This is a genomic window from Agreia sp. Leaf335, from assembly GCF_001423605.1.
In the GTDB taxonomy this organism is placed as follows: Bacteria; Actinomycetota; Actinomycetes; order Actinomycetales; family Microbacteriaceae; genus Agreia.
Genome location: NZ_LMOQ01000003.1, coordinates 493,967 through 516,909, shown reverse-complemented (window position 1 = coordinate 516,909; position 22,943 = coordinate 493,967). Strand labels below are relative to the sequence as shown.

General features: G+C 66.4%; 23 protein-coding genes. 7 read left to right on the top strand and 16 right to left on the bottom strand.

What is annotated here, in order from left to right:
* Positions 1-60: 60 nt before the first annotated feature.
* A complete protein-coding gene (locus tag ASF79_RS12705; protein ID WP_082495878.1) occupies positions 61-1,389 on the top strand; it encodes a reverse transcriptase family protein in 1,329 nt (442 codons plus the stop codon).
* A gap of 6 nt (positions 1,390-1,395) precedes the next feature.
* On the opposite strand, the gene ASF79_RS17395 is transcribed toward ASF79_RS12705, so the two are convergent.
* The 4 genes from ASF79_RS17395 to ASF79_RS12690 form a co-directional block, all read right to left on the bottom strand.
* Positions 1,396-1,557 (bottom strand): hypothetical protein, encoded by a 162-nt coding sequence (locus tag ASF79_RS17395; RefSeq protein ID WP_156366248.1) that lies wholly within the window; start codon positions 1,555-1,557, stop codon positions 1,396-1,398.
* Between the two features lie 9 nt (positions 1,558-1,566).
* A complete protein-coding gene (locus ASF79_RS12700) occupies positions 1,567-1,755 on the bottom strand; it encodes a hypothetical protein (RefSeq protein ID WP_055778560.1) in 189 nt (62 codons plus the stop codon).
* A complete protein-coding gene (locus ASF79_RS12695; RefSeq protein WP_082495877.1) occupies positions 1,756-2,037 on the bottom strand; it encodes a hypothetical protein in 282 nt (93 codons plus the stop codon).
* 78 nt (positions 2,038-2,115) lie between these two features.
* Positions 2,116-2,589 (bottom strand): MarR family winged helix-turn-helix transcriptional regulator, encoded by a 474-nt coding sequence (locus ASF79_RS12690; RefSeq protein ID WP_235500757.1) that lies wholly within the window; start codon positions 2,587-2,589, stop codon positions 2,116-2,118.
* 58 nt (positions 2,590-2,647) lie between these two features.
* Between ASF79_RS12690 and ASF79_RS12685 the strand changes: the two genes are divergently transcribed.
* Positions 2,648-3,457: a tryptophan-rich sensory protein gene (locus tag ASF79_RS12685; protein ID WP_055855407.1), complete on the top strand. Its 810-nt coding sequence runs from the start codon at positions 2,648-2,650 to the stop codon at positions 3,455-3,457.
* On the opposite strand, the gene ASF79_RS12680 is transcribed toward ASF79_RS12685, so the two are convergent.
* Complete coding sequence (locus ASF79_RS12680; RefSeq protein WP_055855405.1) at positions 3,439-3,924, bottom strand: GNAT family N-acetyltransferase; 486 nt, start codon at positions 3,922-3,924, stop codon at positions 3,439-3,441. The genes ASF79_RS12685 and ASF79_RS12680 overlap by 19 nt on opposite strands.
* A 2-nt stretch (positions 3,925-3,926) precedes the next feature.
* Complete coding sequence (ypfJ, locus tag ASF79_RS12675; RefSeq protein ID WP_055855403.1) at positions 3,927-4,808, bottom strand: KPN_02809 family neutral zinc metallopeptidase; 882 nt, start codon at positions 4,806-4,808, stop codon at positions 3,927-3,929.
* A gap of 106 nt (positions 4,809-4,914) precedes the next feature.
* Between ypfJ and ASF79_RS12670 the strand changes: the two genes are divergently transcribed.
* Positions 4,915-6,120 (top strand): acyl-CoA dehydrogenase family protein, encoded by a 1,206-nt coding sequence (locus tag ASF79_RS12670; protein WP_055855401.1) that lies wholly within the window; start codon positions 4,915-4,917, stop codon positions 6,118-6,120.
* Between the two features lies 1 nt (position 6,121).
* Here the strand turns inward: ASF79_RS12670 and ASF79_RS12665 are convergent, their stop codons facing one another.
* On the bottom strand, positions 6,122-6,697 hold the full coding sequence (locus tag ASF79_RS12665) for a 1,2-dihydroxy-3-keto-5-methylthiopentene dioxygenase (RefSeq protein WP_055778583.1): 576 nt from the start codon (positions 6,695-6,697) through the stop codon (positions 6,122-6,124).
* A 165-nt stretch (positions 6,698-6,862) separates the two neighbouring features.
* On the opposite strand from ASF79_RS12665, the gene ASF79_RS12660 reads away from it, so the two are divergent.
* The 4 genes from ASF79_RS12660 to mtnK are packed head-to-tail and all read left to right on the top strand — an operon-like array spanning position 6,863 to position 11,828.
* Positions 6,863-7,951 carry a substrate-binding domain-containing protein gene (locus ASF79_RS12660; RefSeq protein WP_200933579.1) on the top strand — a complete coding sequence of 363 codons (1,089 nt, stop codon included), beginning with the start codon at positions 6,863-6,865 and terminating at the stop codon, positions 7,949-7,951.
* Positions 7,948-9,540, top strand: coding sequence for a sugar ABC transporter ATP-binding protein (locus ASF79_RS12655; protein WP_235500756.1), 1,593 nt, complete (start codon positions 7,948-7,950; stop codon positions 9,538-9,540). The genes ASF79_RS12660 and ASF79_RS12655 overlap by 4 nt, the downstream gene beginning before the upstream one ends.
* Positions 9,537-10,586, top strand: a complete 1,050-nt coding sequence (locus tag ASF79_RS12650; protein ID WP_055778586.1) for an ABC transporter permease — start codon at positions 9,537-9,539, stop codon at positions 10,584-10,586. Before ASF79_RS12655 ends, ASF79_RS12650 begins: the two co-directional genes overlap by 4 nt.
* Positions 10,587-10,598: 12 nt before the next feature.
* On the top strand, positions 10,599-11,828 hold the full coding sequence (gene mtnK, locus ASF79_RS12645; RefSeq protein WP_055855400.1) for an S-methyl-5-thioribose kinase: 1,230 nt from the start codon (positions 10,599-10,601) through the stop codon (positions 11,826-11,828).
* Here the strand turns inward: mtnK and ASF79_RS12640 are convergent.
* The 9 genes from ASF79_RS12640 to ASF79_RS12600 all read right to left on the bottom strand — a co-directional run bounded on the left by ASF79_RS12640 (position 11,809) and on the right by ASF79_RS12600 (position 22,698).
* Positions 11,809-13,341: a GMC oxidoreductase gene (locus ASF79_RS12640; RefSeq protein WP_055855398.1), complete on the bottom strand. Its 1,533-nt coding sequence runs from the start codon at positions 13,339-13,341 to the stop codon at positions 11,809-11,811. The two genes, mtnK and ASF79_RS12640, sit on opposite strands and share 20 nt — an antisense overlap.
* A 49-nt stretch (positions 13,342-13,390) precedes the next feature.
* Complete coding sequence (locus ASF79_RS12635) at positions 13,391-14,356, bottom strand: ROK family protein (RefSeq protein ID WP_055855396.1); 966 nt, start codon at positions 14,354-14,356, stop codon at positions 13,391-13,393.
* Positions 14,353-15,414, bottom strand: coding sequence for a Gfo/Idh/MocA family protein (locus ASF79_RS12630; protein WP_055855394.1), 1,062 nt, complete (start codon positions 15,412-15,414; stop codon positions 14,353-14,355). The genes ASF79_RS12635 and ASF79_RS12630 overlap by 4 nt, the downstream gene beginning before the upstream one ends.
* Positions 15,411-16,304 carry a sugar phosphate isomerase/epimerase family protein gene (locus ASF79_RS12625; RefSeq protein WP_235500755.1) on the bottom strand — a complete coding sequence of 298 codons (894 nt, stop codon included), beginning with the start codon at positions 16,302-16,304 and terminating at the stop codon, positions 15,411-15,413. Before ASF79_RS12625 ends, ASF79_RS12630 begins: the two co-directional genes overlap by 4 nt.
* A 70-nt stretch (positions 16,305-16,374) precedes the next feature.
* Positions 16,375-17,238 carry an ATP-binding cassette domain-containing protein gene (locus ASF79_RS12620; protein WP_055855393.1) on the bottom strand — a complete coding sequence of 288 codons (864 nt, stop codon included), beginning with the start codon at positions 17,236-17,238 and terminating at the stop codon, positions 16,375-16,377.
* A complete protein-coding gene (locus ASF79_RS12615) occupies positions 17,235-19,013 on the bottom strand; it encodes a dipeptide/oligopeptide/nickel ABC transporter permease/ATP-binding protein (protein ID WP_055855390.1) in 1,779 nt (592 codons plus the stop codon). The genes ASF79_RS12620 and ASF79_RS12615 overlap by 4 nt, the downstream gene beginning before the upstream one ends.
* On the bottom strand, positions 19,010-19,951 hold the full coding sequence (locus ASF79_RS12610) for an ABC transporter permease (protein ID WP_055855389.1): 942 nt from the start codon (positions 19,949-19,951) through the stop codon (positions 19,010-19,012). The genes ASF79_RS12615 and ASF79_RS12610 overlap by 4 nt, the downstream gene beginning before the upstream one ends.
* Before the next feature lie 64 nt (positions 19,952-20,015).
* Positions 20,016-21,545: an ABC transporter substrate-binding protein gene (locus tag ASF79_RS12605; RefSeq protein WP_055855387.1), complete on the bottom strand. Its 1,530-nt coding sequence runs from the start codon at positions 21,543-21,545 to the stop codon at positions 20,016-20,018.
* Between the two features lie 64 nt (positions 21,546-21,609).
* Complete coding sequence (locus ASF79_RS12600; RefSeq protein ID WP_235500754.1) at positions 21,610-22,698, bottom strand: ROK family transcriptional regulator; 1,089 nt, start codon at positions 22,696-22,698, stop codon at positions 21,610-21,612.
* Positions 22,699-22,943 lie beyond the last annotated feature (245 nt).

Genomic DNA, 22,943 nt, shown 5'->3' with positions numbered 1-22,943 from the left:
CCGGGTGCCCGCACCGATCGATTGGTCGCCCGCGGTTCGTCGCATACTCACCGGAGTCGTGTGAGGCAGCACTCGATCGCGGTCGGGCTCTCGCACGCCATGCTCGCCGCCCCCGAGTGGGCGTTCGACCCGCTGGTGGATGCCTGCGGCCGGGCTCTCGGCGTACGACCGGGTTGGCTCTGGCCGCTGGTCGACGGAACTCTCGACGCCTACCGTCGCGCACCCCTGGATGCACACCGCGAACTCGCGCGGTGGATCGAATCGAGTCGCGTGTTCCAGGAGGCCTTCGACGCCGCTCGCGAGTCCGGTCGCGTCATCACTCTCGCGCACATCGAGGCGATCCCCGCCAGCATGGCGCCGACGTCGTTGGCCGTGCCCGCCATCGACGGACTCGGCGAGCTCGCTGATTTTCTCGAGGTCACGCCGGCCCAGCTCGACTGGGTGACCGACACCGCGCACTGGAATCGGCGGACCCCACGCGGACGACTCCACCACTACAGCTACGACTGGCTCGTGCGACCGGGGCGTACGCCTCGACTGCTCGAGGTTCCGACCCCGCGAATGCGCCGAGTGCACCGCCGAGTGCTGACCGACATCCTCAGCGCGCTGCCGCTGAACGATGCTGCACACGGCTTCGTGCCGGGTCGATCCGCGGCCACCGGCGCCGCGGCGCACGTCGGAGCGCGTACAGTCATCACCCTCGACTTACGCAGCTTCTTCGCCCGGGTGACCGCGCGGCGCGTCTTCTCCGTCTTTCGACAGGCCGGATATCCCGAGGCGGTGGCGCACGCCCTCACCGGGGCCTGCACGCACGCGGTGCCGTCCTGGGTCGGGGCCCGGATGCCGGCAGGCGGCTCGAGCGAGGAGCGCGCGGCGCTGAGACAGACGATCTCACGGGCGCATCTGCCCCAGGGCTCGCCGACCTCGCCCGCGCTGTCGAACCTGTCTGTGCGCCGTCTCGACTCGCGGCTGAGCGGCTGGGCAGCGGCATCCGGTGTCGCCTACACCCGCTATGCCGACGATCTCGCGTTCAGCGGCGACGATGTGCGGGGCCGAGCCGCAGCGAGGCTCATCGCCGGCGTGGAGCGGATCGTGCGCGACGAGGGGCACCTGCTCAACGAGGCCAAGACCAGAATCGCGGGACGAGGAGCTCGGCAGAGCGTGACGGGCCTCGTCGTGAACGACGGCGTCGCGGTCGACCGTGGCTACTTCGACGAGCTGAAGGCCATTCTGCACAACTGCGCCACGAACGGGCCGCACGGGCAGAACAGGGCCGGTCACCCCGACTTCCGAGCTCACCTGCTGGGAAGACTCGCCTGGGTCGAGAGCGTCAGCCCGTCTCGAGGGGCACGCCTGCGCCGCGACTTCGACCGGATCGACTGGTCGTAGCGAGGACTACTTGCCGGCGAGAGCGGTGCACTGCGGGCAGTGCGGGTAGCCGTTCGTGCCGAACTTCTTGTTCTCGACCGGGATCGCCTTGCCCACCTCGCAGTTGCGATCGTCGTGAAAGACGTGCGTGTCTTGCGGCTTCTTCGAGTAGTAGGGGTTGACCTTCATGGGCTCAGTCTACGAATCGGATCGTTCCTCGTCGGCCGAACCGGGTCGGAACGCGGCGTCGTCACGAATGTCGATGCGCGTCACCCCGTCGTGCGTCGACACGTCGATCCGGGGCTCCGCGTCGCGCTCGGTCGATTTCGGAGCACTGGTCAACTGATCGCGACGCTTATCGTCGGCGGTCGTGTCGGAGTCGGCCATCTACTTGTCCGACGACGAGCCGGCGGGCGCGGCATCAGACGACGAGCCGGTGACCTTCTCTTTGGCGGCCTTGGCGACGTCGGCGATCTTCTCCTGCACCACGGGAGCAGCCTCGCGCACGAGGTCACCGGCATCCGACACGGCCTTCTGCACGTGCGGGTCGTGCCAGACGTCATTCGCGCGGGCCTTGATCTCGGTGTACTTGGCGCGTCCTGCCCGGGTGCCGAGAACATAGCCGGCGGCCAGGCCGACGCCGAGTCCGAAGATGAGTCGTGCTGCCATGATGAGCTTCTTTCTACTCGGAGTGTGCGGTACCTCCAGCGTGACACGAACGCCAGACTCGCCCGCGGGGCTTGCGCTTCATGCCTCCGGTTCCCACCTCTTCGCGGCGGAGGAGGCGATGATCGCCAGGAGTGCGGACCGGAAGACGTCGGGCTCGTCGACCTCCGGCATCATGTCGCGCTCGAGCGTGCGCGCGGAGTTCCAGACGTCGGTGCCGGCGGGGGTGACCGACACGATGTGCCGGCGACGATCGCTCGGATCGGACACCCGCTCGACGAAGCCCTCTCTCTGCAACCGCTCGAGCGTGCGCGAGATCGTCTGATTCTCGACGCGCGCCAGCCGGGCGAGATCGGTCTGGCTCCGCGGCGTCTCCTGCAGAAGATGCAGAACCACCAGACCCGCGTGGGTGAGGCCGATCTCATCGAGCCGTTCGGTCCAGGCGTGCTCGACGAGCCGCGACGCGGTCGCCAGCAGCCGACCCGTGGGCCACTCCTGCATATTCGGGCCGGCAGGGGAAGCCGCACGCGCTTCGTTCACCGGCTCTTCGCTCATTCTGCAAATCTAGGCTACCGTCGATTAGTAAGCTAGCTGACTAATCGAGAGGCACCCGATGTCCACACCCTCCAGCGTCACCACCGCCGACAGAGTTCGACAGATCGTCGTCGCGGTCAGCGCCGTCATCGCCGTCGTCGGCGCCTATATCGGCTCGGGCGCCGCGGGCGGAACGCCCATCCAGAACGCCGCGAACGGCGCGCTCACGGCAGACTCGACTCCGATCGCCCCCGCGGGCCCGGCATTCTCGATCTGGTCGGTCATCTACCTCGGCCTACTGGCCTACGCCGTGTGGCAGCTGCTGCCGAAGCAGGCGAACGCCCCGCGGCAGCGCCTCGTCGGCTACTGGGTGGCTGCCTCTCTGCTGCTGAACGCGGCCTGGATCCTCAGCGTCCAATTCGACCAGCTCGCCCTGTCCTGCGTCGTCATCGTCGTGCTGCTGGCCGTGCTCGCGCGCACGTTCCTCCTGCTCGTCGACGGGCGGCCGACGGGTGTCGTCGAGACGATCGTGCTCGACGGAACCATGGGGCTCTATCTCGGCTGGGTGTCGATCGCCACGGCGGCCAACGTGGCGGCCGGGCTGACGGCCGCGGGCTTCGACGGCTTCGGCTGGGGCAGAGACGTCTGGGCTGTCATCGTGCTCGCCGTGGCGGCGCTGGTCGGAGTGCTTATCGCCATCCGCGGCCGCGGCCGCCTCGCACCCGCCGCCTCGCTCACCTGGGGCCTCGCCTGGGTGGCCGTCTCGCGCACGACGGGCGAACTCGTGTCGCAGCCCGCCATGATCGCGGCGATCGTCGCCGCGGCCGTCGTCGTGCTGGCGACCGTCGGCATCCGTCTCGCGCGACGCGGTCAGGGAAGCCAGCGGTAGAGCAGTTCGGGCTCGTCGTCGGCGCCGCCGGCCGCGTGCCGCGCAGACGACGTTCCCTCGCGCACAAGAGAAAAGCCCACGGTCTCGAGGAATCGGGCGGCCACCGCGTTGCGCCGGAAGACCCAGAGCTGCAGCCCTCGTGGGTTCTCCCGCTTCGCGACCTCGACCAGTCGGTGTCCGACGCCGAACCCCTGTGCCGTGGTGCGCACGAAGAGCTGGCTGAGCCATCCGTCGTGCAGGGCGACGACGCCCACGATGTTGCCGTCGACGGTCGCCACCCAGACGTCTGCCTTGTGCAGCAGAACGTGGGATGCCCACCAGCGGTCTTCGTCGAGCGTGTTGCGGCCGGTGAACCACGGCATCGAGTCCGCCGTCGAGTAGTGGATCACCTCGGCCACGGCGTCAGCATCGCTGGCTGTGGCACGGCGCACATCGTCGATGTGCGCCGTGACCCGCTCGCGCTTCATGACTACAGCTCAGACCCGCTGATCGAGAACGTGTCGCAGCCGGTCGCACCGTTCTTCATTCCGGTCTGAAACCACTTCTCGCGCTGTTCGCTCGATCCGTGAGTCCACGTCTCGGGGTTCACCTGCCCCGAGCCCATCTCCTGGATACGGTCGTCGCCGATGACCGACGCGGCGTTCAACGCGTCGGCGATCTGCGCATCCGTCGCCGGCTCGATGAACGTGACGCCGTCTTGATCCTCTGTCGTCGACGCCGCGGCGACCCACGCCCCGGCGTAGCAGTCGGCCTGCAGCTCAGTGCGGACAGAGTCGGAGGTCGGGCCGGTGTCCGTGCGATCGGTGCGGTCCATGACACCGAGAAGGTTCTGGATGTGATGGCCGTATTCGTGCGCGACGACGTACAGCTCCGAGAGGGTGCCGCCGGAAGCACCGAACTGCGTGCGCAGCTCGTCGAAGAACGAGGTGTCGATGTAGATGGACTGATCGGGTGGGCAGTAGAACGGGCCGGTGGCGCTGGAGGCCTGGCCGCAGCCCGTTCCGATCGAGTCGACGAACAGATTGATGTCGTTCGTGGGGGTGAAGGCCACTCCCAGTGCGGGGGCCTCGTCGGTCCAGTAGTCGTTGAGAGAGTTCTCGGCTCCCACCATCAGGCACTCGACATCGCGATTGGCATCGACTCCTGTCTTGCACTTGTCGAGCGACTCCTCGCTCTGCGTGCCCTGCTGCGCGCCACCCGCGAGCCCCGTGAGGTCGACGCCGAGAACCTGTGAGAGCAGGAAGAGGCCGATGACCACGACCGCGCTGCCGCCGCCCACGGCGATGCCGGTGTTTCGTCCACGTTTGGACACACGACTCGTGTCGAGTTTGGCGTTGTCGTTGAAGGTCATAGCAAGAAGCTAGCGCTTCGGACAGGCCGCGGGCAGCCCCCGACGGCCGGGCACGGCATAGTGGTAATGAACGATTTTCACCCACCGCACCCGGCCGGAGCCCATCGTGTCAGACCAGCATTCCCCCACCGTGATCATCTCGGAAGAGGCCGCCCTCGACGCGGCCGAGTCGTTGGCCGAGCTGTTCGCCCGAGACGCGGCCCGCGCGGATGCCGACGGCCGCGCGCCCTTCGAGCAGATCGAGGCGCTGCGCGCATCCGGCCTGCTGCCCGCACTGGTGCCGACTCGTCTCGGCGGAGGCGGACTCGACTGGCACACGGTGCTGCGGGCGCTGCGCCCGATCATCCGTGCCGACGCCGGGCTCGGACACGTGATCGCCTATCACTTCGTGAATTCGTGGCGCATCCGGTTGAACGAGAACCAGCACGTCATCGACGACCTCTACCGGGGTCTGTCTGCGTCGTCGTGGTTCTGGGGCGGGGCCGGCAATCCTCGGGATGCCGGGCTCGAGTTGACCCCGACGGCCGACGGATTCACCGTGTCGGGCCGCAAGTTCTTCGCCACCGGCGCGCAGCTGGCCGACCGGGTGACAGCGAGCGGCACGCGTGCCGACACGGGAGAGCGCCTGGCCTTCGTGATCGACGCGAAGGCGCCAGGCGTCGTGCACCATGACGACTGGAGCAACATCGGTCAGCGGCTCAGCGCGTCCGGTTCGGTGTCGTTCTCAGACGTGGCCGTTCCACACGCGCACGTGCTCGGCCCGAACGAGCAGGATGGCGAACTGTACCGACCCTACGGATCGCTCTCGATCCTGGCGTTCCAGCTCGCGATGAACCACATCCACGTGGGGCTCGCCGAGGGCGCGCTCGCCGAAGCCGCCGACTACGCACGCACCACGACGCGGGCGTGGGCGACCTCGGGCGTCGAGAACGCGGTCGACGACCCCTACATCAGGCAGACCATCGGCGAACTCACCGCGCAGACCAGAGCGGCGGATGCCCTGACATGGAGCGCGACCAATCTGTTCGTCGACGCCGCCAACAAGGGCTGGGAGCTCGGCGACGAGGAGCGCGGCCGGGCGGCGGTCGAGATCGCCGCAGCGAAGGTCGTGACGACACGCACGGCGCTGCACGTCGCATCGACCGCGTTCGAACTCATGGGTGCGCGCGCCACGAGCGAGTCGGCAGCGATGGACCGGTTCTGGCGGAACGCGCGAACCATCACGCTGCACGACCCCGTGGTCTACAAAGCTCAGGAGGTGGGCGACTTCGCCCTCACGGGCACGTTCCCGACGCCCAGCGCCTACAGCTGATCTAGGCGGAGACGCTCGCGAGTTCGTCGTAGCTCGCGAAGTTCTTGGCGATCTCGCTGCCCGTGAAGTTTCCGACCCAGCCGTCGTCGTCGTGGAAGAACCGCACCGAGACGTACTCGGGGCGCGTGCCCATGTCGAACCAGTGCGTGGTGTTCGCGGGAACGGAGATCACGTCTCCCGCCTCGCAGAACACGGCGTTGACCTTGCCGTCGGCGCGCAGGTAGAAGACCCCGCTGCCCCGAGCGAAGAAGCGGTCCTCGTCGTCGTCGTGGCGGTGCTCGCTCAGGAACTTGCCGCGGGCGGTCGCAGCCTGCTCGAGGTATTCGGGCGAGTTGTCGTCGACGATCGAGACGACGTCGACCAGGGTGTAGCCCTGAGCGGCGTTCACGGCATCGATCTCGGCGCGGTATGCGGAGAGCACTTCTTCCTGCGTCGGCTCGGCCGAGAGCTCCTTGAGCTCCCATCGGCTGAACCGGGCGCCGAGCGTCGAGAGCACATCGGTGATGACCTGCGCGTCGCGGGTCTGGAGTTCGGGGGTGGCGGCGTTGTTCTCGTCCCACACGGTCAGAAGAGTCATAGACCAATCGTAACGATCAGGCCACGCCGGCGGCCACAGGAGTAATACGAGGTCATACGCAGCAAAGGCGGGGGACCCTGCTGGTTGAATCTGATCATCACACTCCGGACTCTTTCGCCGTGTGGCCCGACTCGCTTGCCCTACCCACAGCTTTCAGGAGAAACCATGGCCATCTCGCGCCGCATCCCCCTGCTCGTGCTCGCCGCGACGACAGTGCTCGCCCTGTCGGCCTGTGCCCAGTCGAACGGCAGCACGTCGGAGGCGTCGACCGACGCTCCGGTCACCGCCTCCGCAGCACTGCCCGCCCCGTTCGACGGCGACCCCGTCAAAGTCGCTCTGGTGCGCCAGTCCGGTGCCGGCGACTACTTCGAGGCGTGGGGCGCGGGTGCCGCAAAGCAGGCCAAGGCCGCGAACATCGATCTCACGGTCACGGATGCCCGCAACGACAACGCGAAGCAGGCCAGCGATCTCGAGCAGGCCATCGCGTCCAAGCCCGACGCGATCATCGTCGACCACGGCCAGACCGACACGCTGCAGCCCCTCATCACCCAGGCTGTCACCGCCGGCATCCCGGTGGCCGTCTACGACCTCGCCCTCACCGATGCGACCGGCGTGGTGACGACCTCTCAGTCCGACGAGTCGATGGCCTCGGGTGTTCTCGATCAGCTCATCGACGACGTCGGCGACGGCGCCAAGGTAGGCTACGTCTCGGCGACCGGCTTCGCCGCGCTCGACCGGCGTGCTGTCGTCTGGAACAAGTACGTCGCCGACCACAAGCTCGACGTGGTGTTCTCGACCGGCAAGGTGTCGGAGTCGACCGCGACCGACAACATCCCGCTCGTCGACGCGGCCCTCAAGCAGAACCCCGACGTCAAGGCGATCTTCGCGCCCTACGACGAGATCACCAAGGGCGTCGTGCAGGCCGTGAACCAGAACAATCTCGGATCGAAGGTGAAGGTCTACGGCATCGACATCTCGAACGCGGACATCGAGGTCATCACCGCAGAGGGCAGCCCCTGGGTCGCTACCTCGGCGACCGACCCCTCCGCCGTCGGCGCAGCCGTCGTGCGCTCGCTCGCCCTGAAGCTCGCCGGCCAGCTCGACGAAGACGACGTGCAGTTCCCGGCCAAGACGATTACCCAGTCGTTCCTGAAGGACAACTCGATCGACAACGTCACCTCGCTGCGCGACAAGGAGCCGAGCCTCGACCTCTCCGATCAGGTCACAGCCGACTGGCTTCCCGCCAACTCGTGATCGATTCGTCCGCCCCTGAGGGAGGCGAGCAGGCGACACTGTCGCCGGTCGTCTCCCTTTCGGGCGTCTCCGTGGCCTACGGCTCGAACGTCGTGCTCACCGACGTCACGCTCGACTTCTTCCCGGGACGCATCACCGCTCTCCTCGGCGCGAACGGCGCGGGCAAGTCCACACTCATCAAGGCGCTCTCCGGCGCCAATCCGAGGTATTCGGGCGACATCGCTGTCGACGGCACGGTGCTGACGCTCTCCTCCCCCGTGCTGGCCAAGGCCCATGGCATCTCGACCGTTCATCAGAAGGTCGCCGACGGTATCGTTCCCGGCCTCTCGATCGCCGAGAACGTGGTGCTCGACGATCTCGCGAACGCCTCGCGTCACCCCCTGCGCAACTCCAAGCAGTCGCTCCTCGATGCCCGCGCGGCGCTCGCCACCCTCGGCCTCGACTGGCCCGATTCCCTGCTCACGCAAGACGCGGCTCGGCTCAGCATCTCGGATGCCCAACTGCTGGTGCTCGCCCGAGCGCTCAGGGGCACGCCGAGACTCCTCATCCTCGACGAGCCCACCTCGGCGCTGACCGCCGCGGAGGCCGAGCGCCTCTTCGCCGTCCTCCGCGCTTTGCGCGACACCGGGCTCTCGATCGTCTACGTCTCGCATCGCTTCGGCGAGATCGAGGCCCTCGCCGACCGCGTCGTCGTGCTGCGCGACGGGCTCGTGCAGCACAGCTCGGAGCGACCGTTCGCGTGGCACGAGATTCTGCACGACATGCTCGGTCGCGCGACCGAGCTCGAACAGACGAGAACGGATGTCCGCCGCGGACGCGACGTCGTGGCCCGCGTGAGCGGCGTCCCCCTCATCACCGCGGCACTCCCGCTCGAGCTCGAGGTGCGCGCGGGCGAGGTACTCGGCATCCTCGGGCTCATCGGAGCCGGCAAGACGGAGCTGGCCGAGCTCCTCGCCGGTCTCGCGCGACCGGCATCCGGAACTCTCGAGCTCGACGGCGAACCGTATGCGCCGAAGCGACCCTCCGATGCGCTGCGCCGCGGGGTCGTGCTCGTTCCCGAAGACCGCCAGCGCCAGGCGCTGCTGCCCGGCTGGTCGGTCGCGCACAACATCTCCATCCCCTTCCTCAAGATCTCCTCGGCGCTCGGCACCCTGCGGGGAGCCCGCGAGACCTCGCGTGCTCAGCAGGTGATCGAGTCGCTCGGCGTCGTCACCGCAGGGCCGAATGCGTCGATCGACGATCTCTCGGGTGGCAACCAGCAGAAGGTCGTGGTGGGCCGCTGGCTCTCTGCGGGCCCGCGCCTCGCCCTTCTTGACGAGCCGTTCCGCGGCGTCGACATCTCCGCGCGTCGAGAGATCGGCGATCGCCTCAAGGATCTCGTGTCTGACGGCGACGCGGGGGCCGTCGTGCTCTCGAGCGACGTCGACGAGATCCTCGAGGTCGCCGATCGCATCATCGTGCTCGTCGCCGGAGCGATCGAACTCGACGCCTACGCCGATGAGACAGACAGGGCGAGCATCGTCGGGGCGTTCCTCGGCGCGCGCACCCGAGACCATTCCGCCGTTCCGCCCGAAGGACACCCGAAATGACCAGCGCTCCCCTCTCTCCCACGACCGCATCGCTCGGCGAGCGCGGTGCCGCCTTCGTCGTGCGTTGGGGCTTCATCGCCGTGACCGTCGCGCTCATCGCGTACTTCGTGATCACCGAACCCAACTTCCGCACCGTCGACAACGTCTTCGGCATGCTCAAGTTCATCGCCCCGACGGCCATAGCAGGGCTCGGCGTGATGCTGGCCATCACCGTCGGAGGTATCGACCTCTCGGTCGGCGCGTCGGCCGGCTTCGCCGTATCGATCGCCGCCTGGACGATGGTGATCGGAAATCAGGTAGGCGGAGTCGCCATCGCCGTCGTTCTGCTCGGAGGCCTCCTCATCGGCGGACTCAACGCCTTCCTTATCGTGGTCGCACGCATCCCCGACCTGCTCGCCACGCTGGCGACCTCGTTCGTCATCGTCGGGCTCAAGCTGCTGATCGTCGACGGCAAGTCGATCTCGTCGCAGATGTCTCTGTCTGACGGCTCGACCGCGCCGGGCAAGTTCACGGCCGACTACCTCTGGCTCGACCGGGGCAGCCTCGGGCCTGTTCCCATTCCCGTCATCATCTTCGTGGTCATCACCGCGCTGCTCTGGTTCATCCTCGAGCGCACCCGGTGGGGTCGCGCCCTCTACGCGGTCGGCGCGAACGCAGAAGCCGCCCGGCTTGCCGGCATCCGGGTTCAGCTCTACCGCACCGTCGCCTACATGGGCTGCGGCCTTCTCGCCTCGATCGCCGGCCTGCTGCTCGGCGCGCGGATCGGCCAGGGCGACGTGTCGGCGGGCAACTCGCTGCTGCTGGATGCCGTGGCCGTGGCTCTCGTCGGCGTCTCGGTTCTCGGCATCGGTAGGCCCAACGCCTGGGGAACCGCGCTCGGCGCCATCCTCATCGCCGTGATGGTCACCGGCTTCACCATGGTGGGACTGCCTTACTACGCGCAGGACTTCGGCAAGGGCATCGTGCTGCTGATCGCACTGCTGTTCAGCTTCACGTTCTCGCGCCGCCGCACCGTCGTCACCGCCGGCAGCACCACGTCGTCGTAGAGACTTGTCGTCATGACCGATTTCAGTCAACTCTCCGTCGGCACCGTGGCCGCCTATCTGGCGCAGCGACCCGCCCTCGCCTCGCGCATCCGCACCGATGGGCCTCTCGACGTGGTCGAGGTGGGCGATGGAAACCTCAACCTCGTGTTCATCGTGCACGACGATGCCGGAGCGTCGCTCGTACTCAAGCAGTCACTGCCGCACGTGCGCACCGACCCGAGTTGGCCCATGACCCGCGAGCGCAGCGCCCGAGAGGCCCTGGTACTGCGAACCCACGAGTCGGCCGATGCTCAGCACGTGCCCGCCCTGTACGACTTCGACGACGAGAACTACGTGCTCGCCATCGAGAACCTCAGTGACCACGACGTCTGGCGCGGTGAGTTGAACGAGGGTCGGGTGCACGGGTTCGCCGCGGCGGAGATGGGCCGCTACGTCGCCCGCACGGCTTTTCACACCTCGGTGTTCGGGCTCGACCCGATCGATCAGAAGAAGCTGGCGGCGGCATCGATCAACCCCGAGCTGTGCGAGATCACCGAAGACCTCGTGTTCACCGAGCCCTACATCGAGCACCCGCACAACGCGGTGCTGCCCGCCAACGAGACCGATGTGGCTGCCCTGCGCGCCGATCGTGCGTTGCTGGCAGAGATCGGTATCGCCAAGTACCGCTTCATGACGAGCGCACAGTCGCTGATCCATGGCGATCTGCACACCGGCTCGGTCTTCGTGCGCGAGGCGTCTGATGGAGTGACGTCATCTGTTCGCGCCTTCGACAGCGAGTTCGGCTTCTTCGGCCCCACGGGTTTCGACCTCGGCGCGCTCTGGGCAAACTTCGTCATCGCCGCGGCGCGGGCGACGGCGTTGGGGGCACCTGAGCGTGCATCGCAGATTCTCGAGCTGCCCGCTTCGCTGTGGAGCGCCTTCGAGGCCGAGTTCAGGTCGCTGTGGCCCTCGCGTCGCGACGATCGCGTGTGGGGCGACGACGTGCTTGAGACGTTGCTCGCCGAATTCAGGCAGGATGCCGCCGTCTATGCCGGGGCGAAAGCCATCCGGCGCATCGTCGGTTTCGCGAAGGCCAGCGATATCGAGACCCTCGATCCGGTGCTGCGCGAGGGCGCTGCACGGGGAGTGCTGCGGGCGGGTCGGGCGCTCATTCTCGAGCGCCGCGCCCTCGACACCGTCGAAGCGCTCTCTGCGGAAACCGCAGCGATCCTTCGCGCGAGCGTCACTCGCTTCGAATTCTGACCCCGGCGCCAGCTACGGAGCGCGTCTTTCCTCGGAGATCTCGTGCGACGGCACGACCGGTGCGCGTGGCGAGCACGAGGGCGGTGAGAGTCGAGTTGCACGCGAGCGCGGTCGGCACGACGCCGTTGCCCACGACGTAGAGGTTGTCGTATCCCCAGATACGACCGTCCGTGTCGCAGACGCTCGTGCCGTCGTCGCGGGTCCCCATGCGCACGGTTCCCGTGTAGTGCAACGACGAGCCGGGAGGCAGCACGGTCGAGTGGTGGCCGGTCGCATCGCCCGACAGCTCGCGCGCCACGACGGCCTGGCTGGCGCGGGCCCTCGCGATCATCTCGAGGTCGGCGTCGGAGTAGCCGAAAGCAAGCCTCATCCGGGGCATACCCTGGGCGTCGCGTTCGTCATCGGAGAACATGACGCGGTTGTCGGGTGAGATATCTGTCGGCACATACCAGGAGAGGGTCACGAGGTAGCACGGCGAGCCGTCGGGTCGACGATGAGCTCGGCAGAGGAGTCCGGCGTGGAACGGCTGCCGTGATCCGGCCTGGGGCACCCAGAGCGAGTTCGTGAAGGGTTCTTCCGCATTCGGCGGGGCAACATCTGCCTGGTCCAGCCCGAGCGCTTCCGGAGACACGACCACGGCGCCCGACACGAAAGCGTGTTCGTTCAAGTAGCGGCCAAGCCCCTCAGGGCGCACTCCAGAGGCGAACAGGAGTTGTGGAGTACGCAACGCGTCTGCGGCCACGACGACCGCATCCGCCTCGATCGTGCCGCGCTCCCCTGTGGTCAGCTGGCGCGTCTCCGCACCCGTGGCCCGCCCGTCTTCGACGAGGATGCGCGTGCAGACGGTGTCGGCGACCAGAGTGAACAGCGGGTCGTCGTTCTGCGTCATAGCCGGCAGGATGCGGTTGGGCCCGGTGCGGAGAATCCGTCCGTCAGGCATCCGCTCGAGGGCCATCGGCATGCGTTGCGCACGCAACCCGTCGGGACTCGGCGCGCCGACCGTCGAGTCGAGCACCCCGAGAATCGCGCGGGCGGCGCCGTCGAGGGGGAAGGCATCGGGGGTGACCCGCAACAGGCGCCGGGAGGCCTCGAGGTCGAGCTGCCATTCGGCGGAGTCGAGGAAGGAGGGGACCTCGTCGCCGGACGGGAACGGAGCCCCTCCCGCCCAGTGGACGCTCATGCCGCCTTCGTTCCATGCGATCGCCGCGCCGGGCATCTCGTGTCCGTCGTCACCGATCGCCCCGATCGACGTCATTCCCGCGCCTATCTGCCTCGCAGTCTGCGCGACCGACTCCGATAGATCGGAGCCCATGTAGAGGTTCTGCGAATTCACCGACGCGTTGCGATTGAACGTGCGTCGCACGTCGGGGTCCGGGCTGTCGTGCAGATGCTGACCCGGTATACCGCCGATACGGGGACCACCGGCGATCATGGTGATGCGCGCGACCGGGTCGGACTCACGCACCATCCGGGCGATCGCGGCCCCCATGATGCCGCTGCCGATGATAAGCACCGACGCCCGGTCGTGGGATTTCGAGGGCGAGGTATCCGGTCTTTTCACGTCAGCTTTCCCATGAGGCTCGTCCAAGGTATGCCGCCCCGAGGGCGGCGACCGGTGTGTCTGCCCCCACGTCTGCAGAGGGAAGCAGGTCGAGCAGTCGAACACGTTGTGACAGATCGAGTGACGCGATGAAGGGCGAATCCGCGGCCCAATCCTCGAGAACACGTCGAACACCGTCGATCAGCGGCTGTCCGACAGACGTGAGTCCACCGCCGATGACGACGAGATCGACATCCGCCGTGAGAATCAGAATGCGCACCGCCGCGGCGATGCCCTCCACGAGTCCCGTCGTCACAGCCAGTGCCCGCGTGTCGCCGGCGATCGCCGTGTCGAAGAGATCCTGAATGGGCCGCTCGTGTGCCGTCGGCCACAGCCTCGCGACCGCTGAACCCGAGGCGACGAGCTCGAGGCAGCCACGTTGTCCGCACGCGCAGACGGCCCCGGTCGGATCCACGGGAATATGCCCGATCTCACCCGCACTGCCGACGAAGCCGCGCCGCAGCCGACCGTGGAGCACCAGCCCCGCGGCAAGACCGGTGCCGAGGTTGAGGTACCCGAGCGAGGTGTCTGTGGACAGACCGAGCAGGTGGAAGGCACCGACGGCCGCGGCGTTGACGTCGTTCTCGACTCTGACGACGGTCTCGAAGCTTCGATGCAGGAGGGCGCCCAGTTCCAGGCCCTCGAGTCCGAGATTGACGGCGTGCGCGACGACCCCCGCACGGCTGTCGACCCGGCCGGGTATTCCGACGCCGATCGACGCGAAGTCTTGCGGGCGGCAGCCGATCGCTCCCGCCAAGGCCGTCACCGCCAGCCGCGTCGTGCGCACGACTTCCTCCGGCCCGAAACCCGTCGGGGCACGAAACCTCTCGACGACGAGCCCCCCGTCGTCGACGACCACCGCATCGGTCTTCGTTCCGCCGACGTCGACACCGATGACGAACCCGCTCCGGGTAGCGGCGGGAGTCATCGGACGTCGATTTCGCGACCTTCACGAGCCGACCGATAGATCGCCTCGACCATTCTCATGATCTCGACTCCCTGCTCAGCGGTGGCGAGGTCGGGGACCTCCCCGAGACACAGATCGACGAAGTAGGCGAGCTCGTTGTGGAATCCCTCGTCCATATCGAAGGTCGGAAAGTCGAGCTGCGGCGTGATGTTGAGGATGGTGTCGTGCTGTTCCGTCACGAGTTGCAGAGCCGGCTCAAGCTCGGCGCCTCCGTGTTCGCCGAAGAGTGAGACGTTGAGGATGTCGTCGGTCGCGTGCAGCGAGTAACTGGTGTCGAGAAAAAGGGACGACCCATCCTCGAAGCGGATGAGGGCATTGACGAGATCCTCGACCGTATTGAGCGACGGGTCGTAGTCGGTCGCCATGTAGCGAGTCAGATTCGTGACGTTGGCGCGGTTACCGAGCTTCGAGTACGCGTTGGCCGTGACCGTGGTCACCTTCGGCGCGCCCATCATGTACCAGCAGAGGTCGATCACGTGCACGCCGATATCGACGAGCGGGCCTCCCCCCGACCTCTCGACGTCGGCAAACCAGCCGCCGGGGTTGCCGATACGCCGGATGTTCGTCGCCTTCGCGTAATAGACGTCTCCGATCGTGCCGGCGTCGATGAACTTCTTGAGCGTCAGCGCGTTCGTTCCGAATCGCCGCACGAATCCGACCTGCAGATGCTTTCCGCTGCGTAGCACCGCCTGCTCCACGGCGAGCGCCTCCTCGACCGTGCGGCTCAGGGGCTTCTCGACGAGCACATGCTTGCCCGCGTCGAGCGCTGCGACGGCGAGTTCGGAGTGCGAGTCGTTCCACGTGCAGATGCTCACCGCGTCGATACCCGGATCGGCAAGAAGGTCGGACAGAGACGCGTAGGCTCTCTCCGCTCCATAGGCGTGGGCAACGCCCTCCGCTCTGATCATGTTGCGGTCGTAGATGCCCACGAGGTCGACCTTCGGATTCGCCGCGTAGGAGCGAAGGTGATAATTCGCGATCGTGCCGGCTCCGATGAGACCGACTCTGAGGCGGGTCATCGGATCTCCTCGAGGATTCGCTTGGTGTTCTCGAGGCCGCGCTGGGCTCCCAAAAGGCAGTCCTCGATTCCTTCGAACTCGATCGAGACGTAGCCGTCGAAGTCGCTCGCGTCGATCGCACGGAAGATCGAACGCATGTCCATGTCTCCGTAACCCACGATCGAACCGCGGATGTGATTTCCGCCGGCCGTCAGCAACCACCCCGGTCCCGGGTAGTCGCGCTCCGGTCTGATGTAGAAGTCCTTCAGATGGATGATGGATGTCACCGAAAGGTTCTGCGCGGTCGCGGTGACCGGATCCTCATCGACCACGAGGAAGTTGCCGACGTCGAGGGTCGTCTTGAAATTGGGTTCGTCGACGAGGTAGATCAGACGGCGCACCCGCTCGCTGGCGTTCATCATGAGACCGTGGTTCTCGACACTGGTCGTGATGCCATAACCGGCCGCGAATTGCGCGATCTCCTTGGATGCGTCGACGATCGTCGGCAGGCTGGTCTCGAAGTCGACGATGCCCGAATCGCGATGGGCCCACTTCACGACATCGTGTCGGAAGAGACGGATGCCCAGCTCATCCGCCACCCGGATGTGCCCCTTGACCCGCTCCATCTGGAAGTCGAACTCCTCCTGTGTGCCCGGCAGAAAGTCGGCGGGGATCACGAGGTTGCTCAACTCGACCCCGGTCGATCGAGCCTTGGCCTTGATGGCCGCAACGAACTCGGGATCGGTGTCGAGCGTCGACGTGTCGTTGGTCATCTGTTCGGAGAGCGACACGGTCGCCAGTTCGAGGTGTTCCCCCTCGCTCTGGGCAACCCAATCGAAGACATCGAACAGGTTCATCTCTCCTGTCTGCATCTTCTGGTAGAAGCTGTAGGAGCTGAAGCCGAATTTCACGGTGGATCTCTTTCTCTTCGGTGTGGTTCGTCGGTGGGCCTGTCGCCGGTGCAGGCGATGGGCACCTGGTTCAGGGCGCGGTGTGGGCGCTCAGCGACTCGTAGTGCCGTCGGCGCTCGGCCTGTCGTGCAGGATGAGGCACGGGCGAAGCGAGGAGCAGCTTGCGCGTGTATGCCTCGTCGGGTTCGCTCGTCACCGTGGAGCTGTCTCCGGACTCGATGATGCTGCCGTTCAGCATCACGGCCACCCGGTGGCTGATGTAGCGCACGACCGAGAGATCGTGGGTGATGAAGAGGTATGCGACGCCGGTCTGTTGCTGGATGTCGATGAAGAGATCGAGCACGCGCGCCTGGGTCGACAGGTCGAGCGCGCTGACGGGCTCGTCGCACACGATCAGCTTCGGGTCGAGCGCGAGCGACCGGGCAATCGCCACGCGTTGACGCTGCCCGCCCGAGAACTCGCGGGGATAGCGTCGAGCGGCGTCGGCGGGTAGATGCACCTGGTCGAGCAGTTCCCGGATGCGTGCCGAGGAGTCGCGCCTGCTCGCACCTCCCGCTCTGAGCGGCTCCGCGAGAATCGTCTCGATCGTCATGCCCGGGTTCAGCGATGAATAGGGATCTTGAAAGACCACCTGCAGATCGGCGCTGAGTGAGCGACGAGCGCGTGGGCTGAGGGTCGAGATCTCCTGACCGTCGAAGACCACCCGGCCCGACCCGACCGGAGCGAGGCCGAGGATGGCCCGGCCCAGCGTCGTCTTGCCCGATCCAGACTCGCCGACGAGGCCGAGGGTCTCACCCGGGTGGATCTCGATCGAGACATCCTTCAGCGCGTGGAACGGCCGACTCCGGAAACCCTTTCCCCGGTAGTGCACGTCGATGTTCTCGACTCTGAGCAGGGCTTCGCTCGAGCCGGCGCGTTCGCGGTCCTCATTCATCGCGCATCCCTTCCTTCGTCCCGCTGCGTTCTCGACTGGGCGCCCTCGAGCGTCGAGGCCAGGAGCATCCGGGTGTATTCGTGCCGGGGATCGTCGAACAGCTCGGCAACCGGCCTCTGTTCCACGATCTCGCCGTTGCGCATCACCGCGACGCGATCGCAGATGTCGGCCACGACGCCGAAGTTGTGTGTCACGAGGATCAGTCCCATGTTGCGCTCCCGCTGAAGCTCGCGGAGCAGGCTCAAGACCTCGGCCTGCACCGTCACGTCGAGTGCTGTCGTCGGCTCGTCGGCGATCAGCAACTCGGGGTCGCAGGACACGGCGCCCGCGATCAGGACCCTCTGCGCCATACCGCCGCTCAACTGATGCGGGTACGACTCCATGGTGCGCTTCGGGTCGGGGATGCCCACCCTCTCGAGCAGCGACACTGCTCGGGATCGGGCTTCGTCCCGCGAGATTCCCAGCTTGTGTCTCATCGGCTTGGTGAGCTGCGAACCGACGGTGAACGACGGGTCGAGATTGGAGAGCGGCTCCTGCGGGATGTAGGCCATGCGCGTGCCCCGGAAACTCTGCAGCTGCTTTTCGGTCAACCCGGAGAGGCCGGCACCGTCGAGGTCGAGGCGAGCGGCCGTGACCTCGGCCTCCGCAGGAAGCAGTCCGAGAATCGCGAACGACGTCTGAGACTTGCCCGACCCCGACTCGCCCACCAGGCCCAGCACCTCGCCACGATCGACGCGAAGCGAAACCCCGTTCACCACGACCTTCGCGGCACCTTGGCGAGACGGATAGGAGATGGTCAGGTTCTCGACCTCGAGCAGCGCCCTGGCCGGGGCATCGACACCCTCCGTCGACGCGGAAGCCGAGGGAAGAGGGCGAGTGGAGGCCGCTGCCGCGGGCGTGGCACGACGCACGGCGATGCGCTCCGCGCCGAGGGCGTCGGCCGCCGCGGCTCCCACGATCACGAGCGACATCACCGTGATGCCGATGGCGATGCCCGGTGGGTAGATGAGATCGGGCGCTCGGTAGAACGTCTGAAAGGCTTCGCTGAGCATCCGGCCCCAACTGGGCCTGTTCGAGGACCCGAAGCCCAGGAACTCCAACCCGGACTGAACGATGATCGCCAGTCCGAAGACCAGGGAGGATCGAATGAGTACCGGGCCCAGAATGACGGCGAGCACGTGTCGGAAGATGATCCGTGCGTTGCTGAGACCCGACACCCGAGCGGCATCGATGTACAGCTCTTCGCGGATGTTGACCACGACGCTGCGGGTGAGTCGGAAGAGATCGGGCGACGACAGGATGCCGAGCGCGATCATCGTGGGATACAGACCATTGCCGAGAGCGGTGATGACGACGACGAGGATCAGAACCTGCGGCAGGGACATCAGCAGATTGGAGAACCACGACGAGAGACCGTCGAACCAGTTGGCGAAATATCCGGCCAGCAGGCCCGTCGGCACGCCGCAGAGGATCGCCGTGACGATCATGATGAGACCGGCTTCGAGGCTGGTGCGCCCGCCCCAGAGAAGACGGCTGAGCTGATCTCGTCCGCTTCCATCCGTTCCCAGGATGTGCTCGCCACTCGGCGGCTGAAGCGCCTTCGCCAGATCGATGAAGTTCGGGTCGTAGGGCGAGATGAGCGGCGCGAGGATGGACGACACGAAGATGACGAGCAGCACGATCAGCGCGCCAACACCGAGTGGGTTCCGGAGGAATCTCCTGGTCCGAGTGAATGAGGCGCCGACGCCGGGGTCGACCAGGGCTGTCTGCGTCATGAGATCCGTACTTTCGGGTTGATGGCTCCGTAGACGATGTCGACGATCAGATTGACCCCGACGACGATGAGCACGGTGAAGAGGAGGACGCCCATGATCACCTGGATGTCGCTGCTGCCGCTCGCGGCGATGGCGACCGACCCGATTCCCTGGAGGGCGAAGACCCGTTCGACGATGGCGGCCCCGCTCAGCGCGGCGATGAACTGCAGCGAGAGCATGGTCAACGCCGGCGGCGACGCGTTGCGCAGAACGTGCGTCAGCAGGATGTTGCGGGGCGAGAGACCGCGGCTGCGCAGCGTTCGCACATAGTCCTGTTCGTAGACGCCGATCACGGAGTTGCGCAGTTGCTGCGCAATGGCTGCGATCGAACCGATCGCCAGCGCGATGACCGGCAGGATGATGGTGCTCAGCCACCCCAGGGGCGAATCGAGCAGCGGGATGTAGCCGGTGGCGGGGAACCATCGGAGGTTGACGGCGAAGATGATGGCGAGAAGGATCGCCACCCAGAAGTTCGGCAGGGCGAAGCCGAGGACCATGACCACCTGCAGCACACGGTCGAGGCGGCCGGGGTTGACCGCCGCGAACATCCCCAGCAGGCCGCCGAGTACGCCGGCCACGACGACCGCTCCGATGGCGAGCGAGACGGTGACGGGAAGGCTCGACACCACGAGGTCGATCACGGGGGCGTTCGTCGCGGAGGAGATGCCCAGGTCACCCCTCAGCGCTGATGTGAGCCAGTCGAGGTACTGCTGAAAGACCGGGCGATCGAGACCGAGCTGTAGACGCTTGGTCGCGACCTGGTCTGCCGTGGCATAGAGCCCCAGCGCGCCCCGCGCGGGGTCGGTGCCCGTGAGCTTGAGGAAGAAGAACATGCCCGTCACCACGATGTAGGCGAGCAGCAGGCCGGCGAGGAGCCGACGGATGATGAACCGAATCACGGTTACCCCTTGCGACGAGGATGGGTGGGGCGGACCGGCAAGAGCCGGACCGCCCCGATGGGTGCTACGACGAGGCCGGAGCGAAGAAACGCAGGCTGGGCACGAGTTGCGCCTGCTGCATCGTCACCTTGATGTCCGGGCTCGACAGATAGATGTTGTCGAGCGTCGCGATCGGAGCGAACCAGGCCTGTTCCACGATGTACGTGTTGAAGTCCTGATACAGCTTCTTCTGCTCGTCGCCGGACGCCCGAGGGATGTCGGCGATGAACTTCTCTACCGTGGGGTCCGTGTACCCGAAGTGGTTCCAGAGCGACGTGGGAGTCAGCTTGTTCAGCACGTCAGTCCAAGCGGGGATGTTCGTGGAGAACGACAGGACGAATGCAGGCTGACCCGTGAGCGTCTCGAGGCCACCGTTGGAGAACGACGCGACAGAGACCGGCTCCAGAGTGATTCCGACATCGGCGAGGTACTGAGCCAGGATCGGGATCAGGGGTGTCTGGAAGCCCTCGGAGTACGACAGCGGCAGCGTGAAGCCGTCGGGGTAGCCGGCCTCGGCCAGCAGTTCCTTGGCCTTCGCGGGGTCGTAGGGGTATTCCTCGTTGAGACTGTCGACCCATGCGTCGCTCGCCGGGTTGAACGTCTGCGTCGAGACCTGACCGTAGCCGGCGTAGAAGGTCTTGAGGATGCTCTCTCGATCAAGCGCATAGTTGATCGCCTGTCGCACTTTCACATCGCCGAGGGCAGGCGTGATGGTTCCCGCCCTGTCCTGCAGAATCATGCCCTGCCACTCCCCGGGGACGGTGTCGACGGTCAACCCAGCGGCCTTGGCCTGTTCCGTCATGTCGGCCGTGGCGTACATGAACTGGATCTGCCCGGTGCTCAGGGCGTTGTACTCGGCCGTCATCTCGGTGATCGGCTTGATGATCACTGTCTTGAACGGGAAGGCAGAACGGTTCCAGTAGTCGTCACGGGCATCGAACTGATAGCTCGTACCCTTCTGCGTCTTGGATTCATTCAGGGTGTACGGCCCCGTTCCGACGGGTGACGTGGCGGCCGTTCCGTCTTCGATCGCCTTCGGGCTCACCATGAAGCCGGTGTAGGTGGCCAGTCCGGCGAGAAGCCCCGGACTCGGTTCGGCCAGGTTCAGCTTTACCGTACTGTCGTCGACCACGTCGACCGACTCGATCGACTTGGCTGTCTCCGACGCCGACCCTGCTCCCGTCTTCCGAGCATCGAGATTCACCTTGACGGCATCGGCGTCGAACGTGGCGCCGTCGGTGAAGGTGATGCCCTTCTGCAGAGTGAGCGTGAGCTCCGTGAGGTCGTCGTTGTAGGTGAAGTCCGTCGCAAGGTTGCCCTCGATCTGCGAATCGGCGGTCTTGCGCAGCAGAGGGTCGTACACGGCCTCGGCGTACTGGATGACCATGCCCTCCTTCAATTCGCCCGGATCCCAGCTCGTGACATCTCCGGCGTTGCCGAGGGTCAGCGTGTCGGAGGCAGCGCCGGATGAGGCAGCCCCTCCCGAGGTGCCGCACCCGGTGAGAACCAGGGCGCCCGCGGCGAGGAGCGCCGCGAGTGTATGAGTCTTTCGCACGTTCTTTCTCTTTTCTGTGGCGCAGCCACTGTTGTGGGTGGTGGAGCTCGTGGTGCGGCTTGGTCTAGGAGAAGCCAAGCTCTCGTGACAGGATCATGACGGCGCAGCCGCGTATCACGATGTCCTGCCCAAGCGTTGTCATCCGGATCGACATGTCGCCCGTATAGGCCGCCATGGTTCGTGCCCGAACCGTGTCTGTCGCGGCGTCGATGAACACCCCGCCGAGGAGATCCTCCGGGCCGCTCAACACGACCTCGGACAGGTTGAGAGCTGCGACGATCGGCGCGAGAACCAGCCCGAGGCGCCGGCCGGCCTCGTGCAGGATTTCCCGGGACCGGGGCGAATCCGGGGCGGCGATGCCGTCGTGAGCCTCGGCGAGCCTCGCGGTGAGCCGGGGGCCAGCGACCCAGGTCTCCAGGCATCCCGTCTTGCCGCACACGCACACGAGCCCGTCGCCGAGACCCGCGTTCACGTGACCGATCTCCCCGGCGGCGTTCATGCTGCCCACGAGGGGCGCACCGCCCAGAAGCAGGCTCGACCCGACGCCGTGCCCCACCTTCACCAACATCATGTCGTTGTCGGTCTCTCCGAATGAGAACTCCGCCAGCAATGCGGCGTTCGCATCATTGCTGACGCTCACGGCGACGCCGAATCTCGACGACAGCGAGAGCTGCAAGGGCAGATCCGTCCAGCCCAGGTTCGGTGCGGTCACGACCACGCCGTCGGGGTCGACGATGCCGGGCGACCCGATACCGATTCCGAGCAGCGGCGCGGTCGCCCTGCCGGTGAGGATTGCGCAGAGCGCGACGACCTTGTCGAAGGCCGTCTCGGCGGTGGCCCCGTCAAGCGGAATCTCGGCTCGCTCCACGATCTGCCCGTCGAGATCGAGAACAGCCCCGCGGAAAGTCGAGTAGTCGCTGAGATCGATGCCGATGATCTGAAAGGCGGTGCTGTCGATCTCGAGCAGAGTGGCCGGTTTTCCCGGTCGCACGTCTTCGCGTTGGCCGGTCTCGATGACGAGCCCTTCGAGCATGAGCTCGGCCACGAGATCCGAAATAGTGACCCGAGTGAGGCCCGTACGCCGCGCGATGTCGGCGCGGCTGAGAGTGCCTGCGCTGTAGAGCGTCTGGAGCACCAGAGCCCGATTGTGCACACGCCCATGCTGAGGCAGGCGCTTGGTCGTGGGGCGGAGCACTCTCGACACGGGCGGCAGCGGCGAGCGGGCGGCGTGGAACCCAGGCTCTATCACGACGTCGCCCGACGTTCGTGTGCTGGAAAGCTCGCGGTCATGTGGTTAGTAAAGTGGCTGAACATATTGCCTGGCAAGGTTAATTAGGGATGTTTACATATTCGAAATAATCGGCCCCAGGCCATGCGCCTCGGAGTTACAGGGACCGT